We start from the raw sequence: 15,552 nt of genomic DNA on the forward strand, positions 1-15,552 counted from the left end.
GTCGATTAAGCAGCTTCTTTCAGCGCTTTGACGTGGCCATTCAGACGGCTCTTATGACGAGCAGCCTTGTTCTTGTGGATGATGCCTTTATCGGCCATGCGGTCGATAACTGGCACAGCCAGAACGTATGCAGCTTGAGCTTTTTCAGCGTCTTTTGCGTCGATGGCCTTAACTACATTCTTGATGTAGGTACGAACCATGGAACGCAGGCTGGCGTTGTGGCTGCGACGCTTCTCAGCCTGTTTTGCACGTTTTTTGGCGGAAGGTGAGTTGGCCACCGTCGAGCTCCTCGAAAGACTTTTTAGGAAATAGCAAACAAAATAGGCCGCGAATCATGCCGATGAAGACTTGTCTTGTCAAGGGCACTTGAATCGTTCCGCTAAGTGGTAGGTATAAAGAGGCGGGATATTTATTTCCGGCGCTTGACCTGTAAACTCGCGAGCTTTGGCTCTGTGCTGCTGCGGCGCGGAGTATCGCACAAGTAGGCGCATTGTTCGCCTGCTGTTTATCGACAGGCACAAACTCTCTCAATGAATCTGCTCAAATCGTTGGCCGCCGTCAGCTCTATCACGATGCTTTCCCGGATTCTGGGCTTTGTTCGTGACACGCTGATCGCACGGACATTCGGCGCCGGGATGGCCACGGACGCCTTCTTTATTGCCTTCAAACTGCCCAATCTGCTGCGGCGGATCTTTGCCGAAGGGGCTTTTTCCCAGGCCTTCGTGCCGATTCTCGCCGAGTACAAAAGCCAGCAGGGCGAAGAGGCGACGCGCACTTTTATTGCCTATGTGTCGGGCTTGCTGACCCTGGTGCTGGCAGTGGTCACCGTGCTGGGCATGATCGCCGCGCCTTGGGTGATCTGGGCCACGGCGCCGGGTTTTACCGATACGCCAGAAAAATTCCAGCTGACTTCCGATCTGTTGCGGGTGACCTTTCCTTATATATTGCTGATTTCCCTGTCCTCGCTGGCCGGTGCGATTCTCAATACCTGGAACCGGTTTTCGGTGCCGGCCTTCGTGCCGACCCTGCTCAATGTCAGCATGATCGTGTTTTCGCTGTTCCTGACGCCGTACTTCGATCCGCCGGTCATGGCCCTCGGCTGGGCGGTATTGGTCGGCGGCCTGGCGCAATTGCTTTATCAACTGCCGCACCTGAAAAAGATCGGCATGCTGGTGTTGCCGCGGCTGAATCTGCGCGACAGCGGCGTGTGGCGGGTGATGAAGCAAATGTTGCCGGCGATTCTCGGTGTGTCGGTCAGCCAGATTTCGTTGATCATCAACACCATCTTCGCCTCGTTTCTGGTCGCCGGCTCAGTGTCGTGGATGTACTACGCCGACCGCTTGATGGAACTGCCGTCTGGCGTATTGGGCGTGGCACTCGGCACGATTCTGCTGCCGACGCTGGCCAAAACTTACGCCAGCAAGGATCGCCACGAGTATTCGCGGATCCTCGATTGGGGCCTGCGCCTGTGCTTCGTGCTGGTGCTGCCGTGCGCATTGGCATTGGGGATTCTGGCTGAGCCGCTGACCGTTTCGCTGTTTCAGTACGGCCAGTTCAGCGGCTTTGACGCCGAGATGACCCAGCGCGCGCTGATTGCTTATTCTGTCGGGCTGCTGGGGATTATCGTGATCAAGGTGCTGGCGCCGGGCTTTTATGCGCAACAGAACATCCGCACGCCGGTGAAAATCGCAATCTTCACCCTGGTCTGCACGCAACTGTTCAACCTGGCGTTGATCGGGCCGCTAGCTCACGCCGGTCTGGCGCTGGCGATCAGTGCTGGCGCCTGCCTGAATGCCGGTCTGCTGTTCTATCAGTTACGCAAGCAGAACATGTATCAGCCACAACCGGGTTGGGGCAAATTCGCTTTCAAGCTGGTTGTCGCCGTGACTGTGATGTCGGCGGTGTTGCTGGCCGGCATGCATTTCATGCCGGCCTGGGACGAGGGCCACATGCTCGAGCGATTCCTGCGTCTGGGGGCCTTGGTGGTGGCGGGTGTGGTGGCGTACTTCGGCATGTTGCTGCTGCTCGGTTTCCGCCTGCGCGACTTTAATCGCAAGGCTTTGAGCTGAGGTTTTAGCGATTAAGGCCAGACGCCGGCCGGCAGTTTTGTCGGCTCGATCACTTTGCGTTACGGTGTTGCCTGTCGCCGACCGTCGGGTGTGGTTATAATCGACCACTTTATGAGCAAGAAGCGCGTTATGCAGCTGGTTCGAGGCCTCCACAACTTGCGCCCCCAGCATCGGGGCTGCGTCGCCACTATTGGCAACTTTGACGGTGTTCACCGTGGTCACCAGGCAATCCTGGCCCGACTGCGTGAGCGTGCGCTCGAGTTGGGCGTACCCAGCTGCGTGGTGATTTTCGAGCCGCAGCCAAGGGAATTCTTTGCTCCCGAGACCGCACCGGCACGGCTGGCGCGCTTGCGTGACAAACTGCAATTGCTGGCCGCCGAAGGCGTCGACCGGGTCTTGTGCCTGGCGTTCAACCAGCGCCTGAGCAAGCTCAGCGCCAGTGAGTTCGTCGATACCATTCTGGTCGACGGTCTTGGCGTACAGCATCTGGAGGTCGGTGACGATTTCCGTTTCGGTTGCGACCGCCTCGGTGATTTCGATTTCCTGCTGCAAGCCGGGCAAATGCACGGTTTTACCGTGGAAGCTGCGCAGACCGTCGAGCTGGACGGCCTTCGCGTCAGCAGCACGCAAGTGCGCAACGCCTTGGCCGCTGCCGATTTTGCCTTGGCCGAACGCTTGCTCGGCCGTCCGTACCGGATTGCCGGTCGCGTGCTGCACGGCCAGAAGCTGGCCCGGCAACTGGGTACGCCCACTGCCAATGTTCAACTCAAGCGCCGTCGCGTACCGTTCACCGGGGTGTATCTGGTGAATGTCGACATCGACGGCAAAACCTGGCCCGGCGTCGCCAACATCGGCGTGCGGCCCACGGTACAAGGTGACGGCAAGGCCCACCTTGAGGTCCATCTTTTAGATTTTGCCGGCGATCTGTATGACCGGCGTTTGACGGTGGTTTTCCACCAAAAGCTGCGTGAAGAGCAGCGATTCGCCTCCCTGGAGGCGCTGAAAACGGCGATCAACGCGGATGTCGCCGCCGCCCGTGCACTAGCCGCACCTAGCGCCCATCGCTAATGAAGAGCCTTAAATGACCGACTATAAAGCCACGCTAAACCTTCCGGACACCGCCTTCCCAATGAAGGCCGGCCTGCCACAGCGCGAACCGCAGATCCTGCAGCGCTGGGACAGTATTGGCCTGTACGGAAAGTTGCGCGAGATTGGCAAGGATCGTCCGAAGTTCGTCCTGCACGACGGCCCTCCGTACGCCAACGGCACGATCCACATCGGTCACGCACTGAACAAGATTCTCAAGGACATGATCATCCGCTCGAAAACCCTGTCGGGTTTCGACGCGCCGTATGTGCCGGGCTGGGACTGCCACGGTCTGCCGATCGAACACAAGGTTGAAGTGACCCACGGCAAGAATCTGGGCGCGGATAAAACCCGCGAGCTGTGCCGTGCCTACGCCACCGAGCAGATCGAAGGGCAGAAATCCGAATTCATCCGCCTCGGCGTGCTGGGCGACTTCGCCAACCCGTACAAGACCATGGATTTCAAGAACGAGGCCGGTGAAATTCGCGCCCTCGCCGAAATCGTCAAGGGTGGTTTCGTGTTCAAGGGCCTCAAGCCGGTGAACTGGTGCTTCGATTGCGGTTCGGCCCTGGCTGAAGCGGAAGTCGAATACGAGAACAAAAAGTCCTCGACCATCGACGTGGCGTTCCCGATCGCTGACGAGGCCAAACTGGCTGCCGCCTTCGGTCTGGCGTCGCTGAGCAAACCTGCTGCGATCGTGATCTGGACCACCACCCCGTGGACCATCCCGGCCAACCAGGCGCTGAACGTGCACCCGGAATTCAACTACGCCCTGGTCGATATCGGCGACAAGCTGCTGGTGCTGGCTGAAGAGCTGGTCGAAGCCTGCCTGGCGCGCTACGGCGTGCAAGGTTCGGTCATCGCCACCACCACCGGTAAAGAACTGGAGCTGATCAACTTCCGTCACCCGTTCTACGATCGTTTGTCGCCGGTATACCTGGCTGACTACGTCGAACTGGGCGCTGGCACCGGCGTGGTTCACTCCGCCCCGGCCTACGGCGTCGACGACTTCGTGACCTGCAAAAAATACGGCATGGTCAACGACGACATCCTCAACCCGGTGCAGAGCAACGGCGTGTACGTGCCGTCGCTGGAATTCTTTGGCGGCCAGTTCATCTGGAAGGCCAACCCGGCGATCGTTGAAAAACTGACCGAAGTCGGTGCGCTGATGCACACCACCGTCATCGAACACAGCTACATGCACTGCTGGCGCCACAAAACCCCGCTGATCTACCGCGCCACCGCGCAGTGGTTCATCGGCATGGACAAAGAGCCAACCAGCGGCGATACCCTGCGCGTGCGCTCGCTCAAAGCCATCGAAGACACCAAGTTCGTTCCGGCCTGGGGCCAGGCGCGCCTGCACTCGATGATCGCCAACCGCCCGGACTGGTGCATCTCGCGTCAGCGCAACTGGGGCGTGCCGATCCCGTTCTTCCTCAACAAGGAAAGCGGTGAGCTGCACCCACGCACCGTCGAGCTGATGGAAGAAGTCGCCAAGCGCGTTGAAGTCGAAGGCATCGAAGCCTGGTTCAAGCTCGACGCCGCCGAACTGCTGGGCGATGAAGCGCCGCAGTACGACAAGATCAGCGACACCCTGGACGTCTGGTTCGACTCGGGCACCACGCACTGGCACGTCCTGCGTGGTTCGCACCCGATGGGTCACGAGAGCGGCCCGCGCGCCGACCTGTACCTGGAAGGCTCCGACCAGCACCGTGGCTGGTTCCACTCGTCCTTGCTGACCGGTTGCGCTATCGACAACCACGCACCGTACCGCGAACTGCTGACCCACGGCTTCACCGTCGACGAGTCCGGTCGCAAGATGTCCAAGTCGTTGGGCAACGTGATCGCTCCGCAGAAAGTCAATGACACCCTGGGCGCCGACATCATGCGTCTGTGGGTTGCATCGACTGACTACTCCGGCGAAATGGCGGTGTCCGAGCAGATTCTGCAGCGCAGCGCGGATGCCTATCGGCGCATCCGTAACACCGCGCGTTTCCTGCTTTCCAACCTGACCGGTTTCAACCCGGCCACCGACCTGCTGCCGGCCGAAGACATGCTGGCGCTGGATCGCTGGGCAGTGGATCGCACACTGTTGCTGCAACGCGAACTGCAAGAGCACTACGGCGAATACCGTTTCTGGAACGTCTACTCGAAGATCCATAACTTCTGCGTGCAGGAGCTGGGTGGTTTCTACCTCGACATCATCAAGGACCGCCAGTACACCACCGGTGCCGACAGCAAGGCGCGTCGCTCGTGCCAGACCGCGCTGTTCCACATCTCTGAAGCGCTGGTGCGCTGGATCGCGCCGATCCTCGCCTTCACCGCCGACGAACTGTGGCAATACCTGCCGGGCGAGCGCAACGAGTCCGTCATGCTCAACACCTGGTACGAAGGCCTGACCGAGCTGCCGGAAGGCTTCGAGCTGGGTCGCGCCTACTGGGATCGCATCATGGAAGTGAAAGTCGCGGTCAACAAAGAGATGGAAATCCAGCGCTCGGCGAAAGCCGTCGGTGGCAACCTGCAGGCCGAAGTGACGTTGTTTGCCGAAGAGGCGCTGAGCGCCGATCTGGCCAAGCTGAGCAACGAACTGCGCTTTGTATTGATCACTTCGACGGCAAGCGTTGCGCCATTTGTGCAGGCTCCGGCCGATGCGGTGGCAACCGAAGTCAGCGGTCTGAAACTGAAGATCGTCAAGTCGGCCTTCCCGAAGTGCGCCCGTTGCTGGCACTGCCGCGAAGATGTCGGCGTGAACCCGGAGCATCCGGAAATCTGCGGTCGCTGCGTCGACAACATCAGCGGCGCTGGCGAGGTTCGTCACTATGCCTGATGCCGTTGGTCGTTTCGGACGGCTGAGCTGGCTGTGGTTGAGCTTGCTGGTACTGGTCATCGACCAGGCCAGCAAGTTCTACTTCGAAGACAAGCTCGAAATGTTCCAGCAGATCGTGATCATTCCCGATTACTTCAGCTGGACCCTGGCCTACAACACCGGCGCTGCGTTCAGCTTCCTGGCTGACAGCTCCGGCTGGCAGCGCTGGCTGTTCGCGCTGATTGCGATTGTGGTCAGTGCGGTGCTGGTGGTCTGGCTCAAGCGCCTGGGGCGCAACGAAACCTGGCTGGCCGTCGCCTTGGCGTTGGTGCTGGGTGGCGCGCTGGGTAATCTGTATGACCGCATTGCCTTGGGCCATGTTGTCGACTTCATCCTGGTGCACTGGCAGAACCGCTGGTATTTCCCGGCGTTCAACTTCGCTGACAGCGCGATCACCGTTGGCGCGATCATGCTGGCACTGGACATGTTCAAACCGAAGAAAACCGAAGAGGCTGCTCATGACTGAACAGGTATCGGCTGAGCAACGCATCGGCCAGAACACGGAAGTCACTTTGCACTTTGCCTTGCGCCTGGAAAACGGCGACACCGTCGACAGCACGTTCGACAAGGCACCGGCTACCTTCAAGGTGGGCGATGGCAACCTGCTGCCGGGTTTCGAAGCGGCGCTGTTCGGTTTCAAGGCGGGCGACAAGCGTACGCTGACCGTCGAACCGGAAAACGCCTTCGGCCAGCCGAACCCGCAGAATGTACAGATCATCCCGCGCTCGCAGTTTGTCGACATGGAGTTGTCGCCGGGTTTGCTGGTGATCTTCAATGATGCGGCCAATACTGAACTGCCGGGTGTGGTGAAAGAGTTCGACGACGCGCAAGTGACCATCGACTTCAACCACCCGCTGGCAGGCAAAACGCTGACCTTTGACGTGGAAATCATTTCCGTCAAAGCGATCTGAAAATGTGAGAGTGAGCCTCTGTGGCGAGGGGATTTATCCCCGCTGGGGTGCGAAGCGCCCCCAGACCAGTCAACGCGATTCTGAAATGAGTCCGTTGACGGTCTACGACTGCTACGCAGCCGAACGGGGATAAATCCCCTCGCCACAGAAGCAGACTCCCACAGTTTGTTTTCCATTGTTTTCGCGCGCAAGACACGAGGCACAGCATGCAAATCAAACTCGCCAACCCCCGTGGCTTCTGCGCCGGTGTGGACCGGGCGATCGAAATCGTCAACCGCGCTCTGGAAGTCTTCGGGCCGCCGATCTATGTGCGCCATGAAGTGGTGCACAACAAGTTCGTTGTTGAAGACCTGCGCAGCCGTGGCGCGATCTTCGTCGAAGAGCTCGATCAGGTACCCGATGACGTTATCGTCATTTTCAGCGCCCACGGTGTTTCGCAAGCCGTGCGTAACGAAGCCGCCGGTCGTGGCCTGAAAGTGTTCGACGCCACCTGCCCGCTGGTAACCAAGGTGCACATCGAAGTGGCCAAATACAGCCGCGACGGTCGTGAGTGCATCCTGATCGGCCACGCCGGTCACCCGGAAGTCGAAGGCACCATGGGCCAGTACGACGCCAGCAATGGCGGCGCGATCTACCTCGTCGAAGACGAGCAAGACGTGGCCGAGTTGCAGGTGCGTAACCCGGAGAAACTCGCCTTCGTTACGCAGACGACTCTGTCGATGGACGACACCAGTCGGGTTATCGATGCGCTGCGCACGCGCTTTCCGGCCATCGGCGGTCCACGCAAGGACGACATCTGCTACGCCACGCAAAACCGTCAGGACGCGGTCAAGCAACTCGCCGACGAATGCGACGTGGTATTAGTGGTCGGCAGCCCCAACAGCTCCAATTCCAATCGTCTGCGTGAGCTGGCTGAGCGCATGGCGACCCCTGCCTACCTGATCGACGGCGCCGAAGACCTGCAAAAGAGCTGGTTCGATGGCGTCGAGCGCATCGGCATTACCGCCGGCGCCTCGGCTCCTGAAGTTCTGGTGCGCGGCGTAATCCAGCAATTGCAGGCCTGGGGCGCAACCGGTGCCGATGAGCTGGCCGGTCGAGAAGAGAACATCACATTCTCGATGCCGAAAGAGCTGCGCGTTCGTTCGATCTGACGTTTCTGTGTCTGTCGCAAAGCGCCTGTTCGGTCTCCTGACTGCCCAGGCGCACGCGACCGGTCGCCGCCAGCACAATCTGGCGCTGGCTGACCGGTTCGCGCGGTGAGCAGATGTGCAACGTCCCCGCCTGAAACCGCCGTCCGGGCATCAGCGGTTGCCCCAGATGACTGAACCGCACATAGCGGCTCACCCACCAGTTGCCGACAATCGGCACCTTCGCCTCACTGGCGCGCTCCACCAACAGCGGATTGCTGCTGTCTTGCGGTCCTTTGCCGCTGATGTCCAGAATGATCCGCCAACCCTGACTCCAGTCGCCGTCGATGCCATGGATCACCACGCTCTGATTGTGCGTGATGGCCAATGTGCGTGCATGGCGGATACCTTCGATCAGTGACTGCGCCGCGTGGTCGCGCTGAGTCGCTTGCTTGAGCGCGGCGAAGGCCGGGCTGACCAGCAGCAGAACAATTGCGCCAATCGCCAGTCCCATAAGCAGTTCAATCAGGCTGAAACCGTGTTGCGGCATGAAAAATCCCTCCGTGGAATGGTGTGAACGGCGCATTCCGTGCGCCGCGCAGGGCAAATCAGTCGGCGCGTGCCGAGCGAATGTTCTAGCGTGTAGAAGCAGGTATAGCCGACGGCAACGGAGGGCATCGATGGATCTTCGTACAAAAGGTTTCACGCTGGTCGAGTTGCTGATCGCCATCGCGGTGTTGTTGCTTCTCGTCACCTTGGCGGTGCCGGCCTTTACCCGAACGATTCAGAGCAGCAAGGCCGATACCGAAATGGGCGACCTGCAGCGTGCGATCAATTTTGCTCGCCTCGAAGCCATCAACCGCGGGGTGACGACTCGCCTGCGCCCGACTGCGGGCGGCAGCGTCTGGACCGGTGAGCTGGCGGTTTACGACAGTACTGGCAATCCGGCCAATGTGTTGCGGGTTGTTCCAGCGATGAGCAGCGGCGCGACTCTGACGCTAACCTCAGGAGTGACCGCGCTCGATTTCAATAATCTGGGTGGTCTGGCGGCACCGTCGACGGCGGTGGTCATCGCTTACACGCTGGGCACGCAAAGCAGGACGCTGAACGTGTGTTTGAACGGACGCATTCAATTGGGTGGAAATTGCGGATGAGGGCAGGGAGCAAAAAAGCACAGGAGGGCATGACGCTGATCGAAGTGCTGGTCGCGTTGCTGATTCTGACCGTCGGGCTGTTGGGCGCGGCGGCGGTGCAACTCAATGCGCTGAAGTACACCGACAGCTCGCGCATGACCAGTCAGGCCAGTTTCATCGCCTACGACATGATGGACCGCATTCGCGCCAACTCCGGCGCCAACTACACCGTCACGCCGCCCACCTCGGGCAACCTCAGCGTAACGCGAGACCAGGATCTCTACGACTTCACCACCAATATCGCCAACTTCGGCGGTCCGACCGCGACGGGCAGCATCACCCTCAACCAGCGGGTCTACACCATTACGATTACCTGGAGCGATGCCCGTGCGGCCAACACCGCAAGTGCGCAACGCAGTTTCGTGCTGACCAGCCGGGCGACGGTCGATCCGGTGGCGACACCATGAAGCGTTCCAGTCGTGGTTTCGGCCTGATCGAGTTGCTGGTCGCATTGGCCTTGGGACTGATCGTCGTGCTCGGAGTGGTGCAGATTTTCATCGCGGCGAAGAACACTTACGTCAGTCAGAACAGCGCCGCTGCGATGCAGGAGGACGCGCGCTTCGTTCTCAGCAAGATGATTCAGGAAATTCGCATGGTCGGCATGTTCGGCTGCCTTGGCACCATCGTCGACTCCAGTTCGGCAGGGGATTTCAATGCGGCGCAGCTCACTCCGATCAGTTGGGATAATGCCAATCTCAAACTGACCCTGGTGACGGCCGATGTCGGCAACGGCGGGGGGACGCCGACCTGGACGGTGATTTCCGACTGTCGCAACAGTGCGGTTGCCTACAGCGGATTGCGTAGCCCGACCACGGGGCAGATTGCTTTCCCGATCCGGCGTCTGCTCTACAGCTTCAGCAATAACCAGATCCTCATGGGCACCGGCGGCGGCAATCCGGCGCAGCAAGTGCTGGTGAACAACGTCAGCGCCTTCAACGTCACCTTCGGTCTGGCCAGTTCCGCGACGGATGTGGCGGCCTCGACCTACAGCAGCAATCCTGGCGATCCGGCGCGCATCCGCAGCGTCCGCCTGAGCCTGACCCTCACCGACCCGAACAATCGGGTGCGCAATCAAACCTTCAACGTGGTTGCCGCTTTGCGCAACCGCTTGCCGTGAGGGCGCGGCGATGAGGATTTCCTTGCATCGGCGGAAAACACAGCACGGCATGGTCTTGCTGGTCAGCCTGGTGTTTTTGCTGTTGCTCACCTTGATCGGACTGTCATCGATGCAAAGCGCCAACCTGCAGGAAAAAATGGCCGGCAGCGTGAGTCTGCGCAATCAATCGTTCCAGTCCGCCGAAGCGGCGTTGCGTGTCGGTGAGAGCGCAGTGCAACTGGACAGCTACGCATTGCCAGTGTGCAGTGGCACCCAGTGTTTGCCGCCGGCCGAGTCATCGGTGGTCAGTGCGGCGGGGTTCAATTCGGCGTCCGGCGTAACCTGGATCGCCGCCGGTAATGGCTTTTACGGGGTGCAGAACATCGGCACGACCGTCACCGCGGTGAACGTGCCCAGTAATACCTCGACCACTCTGTATCGAGTGACCGCGGTCGGGATTGTCGGCACTTCGCGCAGTGTGGTGGAGAGTGTCTATGCGAAGTATTGAGCGCTACAGAGGGCTGCTGCTCGGCATGCTGGCGAGCCTCTATCTGGCGGCGCCGGCCTGGGGGTTCACGCCGTCCGAATCGCCGCTGTTGAGCGCCGCGGCGGTGGCGCCGAACGTGATGCTGCTGATCGATGATTCCGGCAGCATGAACAGCATTATCTACGACACGGATTTCAATCCTGCCATCAATCGCACGCCGGCCCGGGAATGCAATGCCTTCCTGGGATTGTGCTCTGCGCTGAATGCGCCGCAGATTACCGGCGACACCGTATTCTTATCGAGCCTGCCGACCTCCGGCTGCTCGGGGGGCGCCTATGCGTTCTACAACAACAGCCCGGTGCCGTTGTGCCTGAAACTGCCAGACCCGGTAGGCAACGAGAACACCCGTTATTCCGCCGATTACATTGCCTGGATCGTCAGCCAGGCCATCAGCACCGGAACCCGTGACTTCACCACCGGTGCAATTCCCAACGATTACCGCATGAACGTCGCGCGCAACGTTTCCACCGCACTGGTCAGCAGCAACCGTACCTTGCGCATCGGCTTGTCGACGTTCAATCCGGCCAACAGCACCAACCCTGGCAATGGCGGTTTCATTGCCCGCTCGATCAGCGATTTGTCGCCCGTCTCCGGAAGCGTCACCCAGGCGCAGGCTGACACCAACTACAACGCACTGATTTCATCGATCAACGGCTTGAATGCCGTGGCCAATACGCCGCTGGCCGAAACCTATTACGAAGTCAGCCGCTACATGCGCGGCATGGCGCCTTATTACAACGGTACACCGGGCACGTACACCAGCCCGATTCAGTACCGCTGCCAGAAAAATTACGGCGTGGTGGTTACCGACGGCTTGCCGACCTACGATCGCACCTTCCCGGGCAATGACCCGCTGGGTGGCAATCGCTTGCCGAACTGGGACGGCCTCAGTAATGACGGCGATAACCTCAGCGGCGATGGCGAAAACGACACGCTGTATCTGGACGACATTGCCAAATTCGCTTTCGACATTGATATGCGTTCGACCGGTACCGATGCGGCCGGCAAAAGCTGGAACGCGGTGGACTTCCCCAGGCAGAACATGAACACCTACACCGTAGGCTTTGCGGCTGACAACGATATGCTGTCGGATGCCGCCAGTTACGGGCAGGGCAGGTACTACCAGGCCACCGACAGCACCGGACTGAATGCTGCGCTGTCGTCGGCACTCAGGGATATCACGTCCAGGGCCGGTTCCGGCGGCAGCGGGGTGACCAGCGGCACAACGCTGGCCAGCGGCACCAGTTATTTCCAGACCAGTTACGACCCCAGGGATTGGCGCGGAACGATCAAGTCGTTCGGCTTCACTGCGGCAGGCGCGGTCAATACTTCGGCGACGCTCTGGAGCACCGATACGACCATTGTCCCGAGCGCCACCGCGCCAACCTTCCAGTCCTGGAACACCGCGAACAACGCGGCGGTCACGCTGGCCTTTGGCAATTTTTCCCCTGCCCAGCAGACCGCGCTCGGCCAGGGCCTGCCCACGGGCGTCAGCGGCATCGACCTGGTGGAGTGGAGCAAAGGCACCAACAAGACCGGGCTCAAGGTGCGCAGTGTGCTGTTGGGCGACATCATCAACTCGCCGCTGGTGCTGGCCTCGCCCACCGACCAAACCGCCTCTGACTTGGCGGGTGATACCTCCTACAGCGCCTACCTGACGACCAAGGCCACGAACATGAGCGCCAGTCTGGTGGTGAACGCCAACGACGGCTTCGTCAATGTCATCAACGCGGCCAACGGTACCCGTCGTTACGCCTACATGCCGTCCAGTGTATTGCCGTCGCTGCGATTCATTGCCGATCCGAACTACGTCAACGGCGTCAGTCACAAGTTTCTCGTCGACGGTCAGCTCGGCGTGTACGACGCGCAAATCAGTGGCGCGTGGAAAACCCTGGCCATCGGCGGCACGGGCGCCGGCGGCAAAACCTTTTATGCATTGCAACTGTATGACGCGTCGGCGGGCAACGTTGTGCGCGCGTTGTGGGAGGTCAGTGCACCGACGACCGCCAGCACCAGCAACGCATTCAATGATCTGGGTTATGCCTACGCGCGACCGGAAGTGGCACGCTTGGCCGATGGACGCTGGGCGGCGTTCATAGCCAACGGTTACGGCAGCAATTCGGGCGTCGCCGCGCTGTATGTGCTGGATGTGCGCGACGGTTCGCTGATCCGCAAGATTGTCGTCGACAGCACTGAAACCACCAATGGCCTGTCCTCGGTCAAGCTGCGGGTCAATTCGCAGAACGTAGTCCAGGCGGCTTATGGCGGCGACCTCAAAGGGCGCCTGTGGAAATTCGATCTCAGTGCCACGGCGGCGGACAGCTGGGGCGTGGCGTTTGCCGGCAAACCGTTGTTCACCACGGCGGGCGGGGCCACGCAACCGATCACCGCGCAACCCTTGCTGGCGGACAACGCGCAGGGTGGCAAACAGATTTTCGTCGGCACCGGCAAGTTCAATGAAACGGCCGACAAGACCAACAAAGATTTACAGGCGTTCTATTCGGTGTGGGATGCCGAGGGCGGCTCCGGCCAGATTACCGTGAGCAGTCTGCAGGCTCAGGCCATTACCGGCGTGTTCTCGGGCAGCTCCGGACAGTTCGTGACGACCACGCAGAACGACACGACTTATCCGGGAGAGAAGGGTTGGTATCTGCCCTTGGTGTATAACAACGCGCTGATTGGTGAGCGAGTGATCAATCAGGCCAGTCTGGTGCTGGGGCGGATCATTTTCACCACGGCGAGCGTCGACACCACGGACCCCTGTGCCAGCTTCGGCACCGGTAAACTGGTCGAACTCGAGGCGTTCAGCGGTAAGATGCTCAACTATGCGGTGCTCGATACCAACGCCGATGGCGTGGTCGACGGCAACGACACGATTTCCAGCGGCGTGGTGTTCACCGGCGGCATTCCTACCCTTAATGCCATCGTCAACAGTGCAACACGCAAGATTGTGAACGACTCCAGTGGCGGCATTACCACCCTGGTGGAAAAATCCGGCGGCGGCAGCCGTCGTATCATGTGGCGACAAATACAGTAAGCGAGAGTTGAGGCATGCGCAGATCCATCCGAGGATTCACCTTGATCGAAATCATGATCGTGATCGCGATCATCGGGATCGTCATCACCATTGCCGCACCGCGCTATACCGAATACGTGAACAAGGGGCGCCGCGCCGAAGTGGCGGGCTTGCTCTCGGAGCAGGCGCAGACCCTCGAACGCTTCTACACGAAAAACAATGTCTACACGGGCGTAACCGGGCTCAGCACCGGCAATGACTTCTACACCATTACCCCGACCCTCACTGACCAGACGTTCCTGCTGACCGCCACACGCAAAGCGGGTTCGGCCATGGCCACCGACAAGTGCGGTGATCTGACCTTGAGCAATACCGGTGTCAGAGCCATGAACAACGCGGCCACCGGCCTGACCAGCAAAGACTGCTGGGGTCGCTGAGTCGCTTATTTTCGGGCGCCTTTTGCGCCCCTGTGTTCTTTTTGATTGGATTAAACATGACCAGGCAACAGCAAGTGGTGATTGTCGGTGGCGGGGTGATCGGCCTGCTGACCGCCTACAATCTCGCCTCCGAAGTGCGCAGCGTGGTGCTGCTGGATCGCTCGAACGTCGGCCGGGAATCGTCGTGGGCCGGCGGCGGCATCGTTTCGCCGCTGTACCCGTGGCGCTACAGCCCGGCAGTTACCGCACTGGCACACTGGTCGCAGGATTTTTATCCACAGTTGGGCGAGCGCCTGTTTGCCGATACCGGCGTTGATCCTGAAGTGCACACCACCGGCCTGTACTGGCTGGACCTGGATGACGAAGCCGAAGCGCTTGCCTGGGCCGAACGGGAACAGCGCCCGCTGCGGGCAGTGGACATCTCGGCGGCGCACGATGCGGTGCCGGTGCTGGGTGCCGGATTCTCCCGGGCGATCTACATGGCCGATGTCGCCAACGTGCGAAATCCGCGTCTGGTGAAATCGTTGAAAGCGGCGCTGCTGGCACTGCCCAACGTGACGATTCACGAGCAGTGTGAGGTCAGCGGGTTCGTTCGCGAGCACGAGCGGATTGTCGGCGTGGAAACATCCAGCGGCATCATCACAGGTGATCAGGTTGTGCTGACGGCCGGGGCGTGGAGCGGCGATTTGCTCAAGACGCTGGACCTGACGCTGCCGGTCGAGCCGGTCAAGGGCCAGATGATTCTCTATAAGTGCGCATCGGACTTCTTGCCGAGCATGGTTCTGGCCAAGGGCCGTTATGCGATCCCCCGTCGCGACGGGCATATTCTGATCGGCAGCACGCTGGAACACGAAGGCTACGACAAGACGCCAACCGACGTGGCGCTGGCAAGCCTCAAGGCTTCGGCAATCGAGTTGTTGCCGGCGCTGGCGCAGGCCGAGGTCGTCGGGCATTGGGCCGGCTTGCGTCCGGGGTCGCCGGAAGGCATTCCGTATATTGGCCGGGTGCCAGGGTTCGATGGCTTGTGGATGAACTGCGGGCATTACCGCAACGGCCTGGTGCTGGCGCCGGCGTCGTGCCAGCTGTTTGCCGACGTGATGCTGGGGCGGGCGCCGATTATCGACCCGGCGCCTTATGCGCCTGAGGGCCGCATTTAGTCAGGTAATCGGGCAGGCCGCCTTCGCGAGCAGGCTCGCTCCCACAG

At 60.4% G+C, this 15,552-nt stretch carries 15 protein-coding genes; 13 read left to right on the forward strand and 2 right to left on the reverse strand.

Going from position 1 to position 15,552, the window contains the following annotated elements; all coding sequences use genetic code 11:
* Positions 1 to 5: 5 nt before the first annotated feature.
* Positions 6 to 278 carry a 30S ribosomal protein S20 gene (rpsT, locus tag HU743_RS16650; RefSeq protein WP_003228351.1) on the reverse strand — a complete coding sequence of 91 codons (273 nt, stop codon included), beginning with the start codon at positions 276 to 278 and terminating at the stop codon, positions 6 to 8.
* A 252-nt stretch (positions 279 to 530) separates the two neighbouring features.
* On the opposite strand from rpsT, the gene murJ reads away from it, so the two are divergent.
* The 6 genes from murJ (at position 531) to ispH (ending at position 8,083) form a co-directional block, all read left to right on the forward strand.
* On the forward strand, positions 531 to 2,069 hold the full coding sequence (gene murJ / locus HU743_RS16655; protein WP_186649886.1) for a murein biosynthesis integral membrane protein MurJ: 1,539 nt from the start codon (positions 531 to 533) through the stop codon (positions 2,067 to 2,069).
* Positions 2,070 to 2,198: 129 nt separating this feature from the next.
* On the forward strand, positions 2,199 to 3,137 hold the full coding sequence (gene ribF, locus HU743_RS16660) for a bifunctional riboflavin kinase/FAD synthetase (RefSeq protein WP_186622416.1): 939 nt from the start codon (positions 2,199 to 2,201) through the stop codon (positions 3,135 to 3,137).
* A 13-nt stretch (positions 3,138 to 3,150) separates the two neighbouring features.
* Positions 3,151 to 5,982, forward strand: coding sequence for an isoleucine--tRNA ligase (gene ileS / locus HU743_RS16665; protein ID WP_186649889.1), 2,832 nt, complete (start codon positions 3,151 to 3,153; stop codon positions 5,980 to 5,982).
* Positions 5,975 to 6,487: a signal peptidase II gene (gene lspA / locus HU743_RS16670; RefSeq protein ID WP_186546874.1), complete on the forward strand. Its 513-nt coding sequence runs from the start codon at positions 5,975 to 5,977 to the stop codon at positions 6,485 to 6,487. Before ileS ends, lspA begins: the two co-directional genes overlap by 8 nt.
* Positions 6,480 to 6,932: an FKBP-type peptidyl-prolyl cis-trans isomerase gene (fkpB, locus tag HU743_RS16675; RefSeq protein WP_186546875.1), complete on the forward strand. Its 453-nt coding sequence runs from the start codon at positions 6,480 to 6,482 to the stop codon at positions 6,930 to 6,932. Before lspA ends, fkpB begins: the two co-directional genes overlap by 8 nt.
* Before the next feature lie 206 nt (positions 6,933 to 7,138).
* Complete coding sequence (gene ispH, locus HU743_RS16680) at positions 7,139 to 8,083, forward strand: 4-hydroxy-3-methylbut-2-enyl diphosphate reductase (protein ID WP_186546876.1); 945 nt, start codon at positions 7,139 to 7,141, stop codon at positions 8,081 to 8,083.
* Here the strand turns inward: ispH and HU743_RS16685 are convergent.
* Entirely contained in the window at positions 8,040 to 8,609 is a 570-nt protein-coding gene (locus HU743_RS16685; RefSeq protein ID WP_186649891.1) for a GspH/FimT family protein, read from the reverse strand. The genes ispH and HU743_RS16685 overlap by 44 nt on opposite strands.
* A 130-nt stretch (positions 8,610 to 8,739) precedes the next feature.
* Between HU743_RS16685 and HU743_RS16690 the strand changes: the two genes are divergently transcribed.
* The 7 genes from HU743_RS16690 to thiO are packed head-to-tail and all read left to right on the forward strand — an operon-like array spanning position 8,740 to position 15,505.
* A complete protein-coding gene (locus HU743_RS16690; protein WP_186622410.1) occupies positions 8,740 to 9,213 on the forward strand; it encodes a GspH/FimT family protein in 474 nt (157 codons plus the stop codon).
* Entirely contained in the window at positions 9,210 to 9,659 is a 450-nt protein-coding gene (pilV, locus tag HU743_RS16695; RefSeq protein WP_186546879.1) for a type IV pilus modification protein PilV, read from the forward strand. Before HU743_RS16690 ends, pilV begins: the two co-directional genes overlap by 4 nt.
* Positions 9,656 to 10,369, forward strand: coding sequence for a prepilin-type N-terminal cleavage/methylation domain-containing protein (locus HU743_RS16700; RefSeq protein ID WP_186649894.1), 714 nt, complete (start codon positions 9,656 to 9,658; stop codon positions 10,367 to 10,369). The genes pilV and HU743_RS16700 overlap by 4 nt, the downstream gene beginning before the upstream one ends.
* Positions 10,370 to 10,379: 10 nt before the next feature.
* Entirely contained in the window at positions 10,380 to 10,856 is a 477-nt protein-coding gene (locus HU743_RS16705; RefSeq protein WP_186649897.1) for a PilX N-terminal domain-containing pilus assembly protein, read from the forward strand.
* Entirely contained in the window at positions 10,843 to 13,932 is a 3,090-nt protein-coding gene (locus HU743_RS16710; protein ID WP_186649900.1) for a PilC/PilY family type IV pilus protein, read from the forward strand. Before HU743_RS16705 ends, HU743_RS16710 begins: the two co-directional genes overlap by 14 nt.
* Positions 13,933 to 13,946: 14 nt before the next feature.
* The gene (locus HU743_RS16715; protein WP_186622405.1) at positions 13,947 to 14,348 is read left to right on the forward strand and encodes a type IV pilin protein; all 402 of its coding nucleotides are present in this window, start codon (positions 13,947 to 13,949) and stop codon (positions 14,346 to 14,348) included.
* A 56-nt stretch (positions 14,349 to 14,404) separates the two neighbouring features.
* Positions 14,405 to 15,505, forward strand: a complete 1,101-nt coding sequence (thiO, locus tag HU743_RS16720; RefSeq protein ID WP_186649903.1) for a glycine oxidase ThiO — start codon at positions 14,405 to 14,407, stop codon at positions 15,503 to 15,505.
* Positions 15,506 to 15,552 lie beyond the last annotated feature (47 nt).

The organism is Pseudomonas sp. SWRI99 (assembly GCF_014270125.1).
Classification (GTDB): Bacteria; Pseudomonadota; Gammaproteobacteria; order Pseudomonadales; family Pseudomonadaceae; genus Aquipseudomonas; species Aquipseudomonas hamedanensis.

What these genes read in the sequence shown, in the direction of transcription:
- pilV (WP_186546879.1), top strand. Translation starts at nt 9,210, where the DNA reads ATGAGGGCAGGGAGCAAAAAAGCACAGGAGGGCATGACGCTGATCGAA.
- ispH (WP_186546876.1), top strand. Translation starts at nt 7,139, where the DNA reads ATGCAAATCAAACTCGCCAACCCCCGTGGCTTCTGCGCCGGTGTGGAC.
- lspA (WP_186546874.1), top strand. Translation starts at nt 5,975, where the DNA reads ATGCCTGATGCCGTTGGTCGTTTCGGACGGCTGAGCTGGCTGTGGTTG.
- murJ (WP_186649886.1), top strand. Translation starts at nt 531, where the DNA reads ATGAATCTGCTCAAATCGTTGGCCGCCGTCAGCTCTATCACGATGCTT.
- HU743_RS16705 (WP_186649897.1), top strand. Translation starts at nt 10,380, where the DNA reads ATGAGGATTTCCTTGCATCGGCGGAAAACACAGCACGGCATGGTCTTG.
- fkpB (WP_186546875.1), top strand. Translation starts at nt 6,480, where the DNA reads ATGACTGAACAGGTATCGGCTGAGCAACGCATCGGCCAGAACACGGAA.
- ribF (WP_186622416.1), top strand. Translation starts at nt 2,199, where the DNA reads ATGCAGCTGGTTCGAGGCCTCCACAACTTGCGCCCCCAGCATCGGGGC.
- HU743_RS16685 (WP_186649891.1), bottom strand. Translation starts at nt 8,609, where the DNA reads ATGCCGCAACACGGTTTCAGCCTGATTGAACTGCTTATGGGACTGGCG.
- ileS (WP_186649889.1), top strand. Translation starts at nt 3,151, where the DNA reads ATGACCGACTATAAAGCCACGCTAAACCTTCCGGACACCGCCTTCCCA.
- HU743_RS16700 (WP_186649894.1), top strand. Translation starts at nt 9,656, where the DNA reads ATGAAGCGTTCCAGTCGTGGTTTCGGCCTGATCGAGTTGCTGGTCGCA.
- thiO (WP_186649903.1), top strand. Translation starts at nt 14,405, where the DNA reads ATGACCAGGCAACAGCAAGTGGTGATTGTCGGTGGCGGGGTGATCGGC.
- HU743_RS16715 (WP_186622405.1), top strand. Translation starts at nt 13,947, where the DNA reads ATGCGCAGATCCATCCGAGGATTCACCTTGATCGAAATCATGATCGTG.
- HU743_RS16710 (WP_186649900.1), top strand. Translation starts at nt 10,843, where the DNA reads ATGCGAAGTATTGAGCGCTACAGAGGGCTGCTGCTCGGCATGCTGGCG.
- HU743_RS16690 (WP_186622410.1), top strand. Translation starts at nt 8,740, where the DNA reads ATGGATCTTCGTACAAAAGGTTTCACGCTGGTCGAGTTGCTGATCGCC.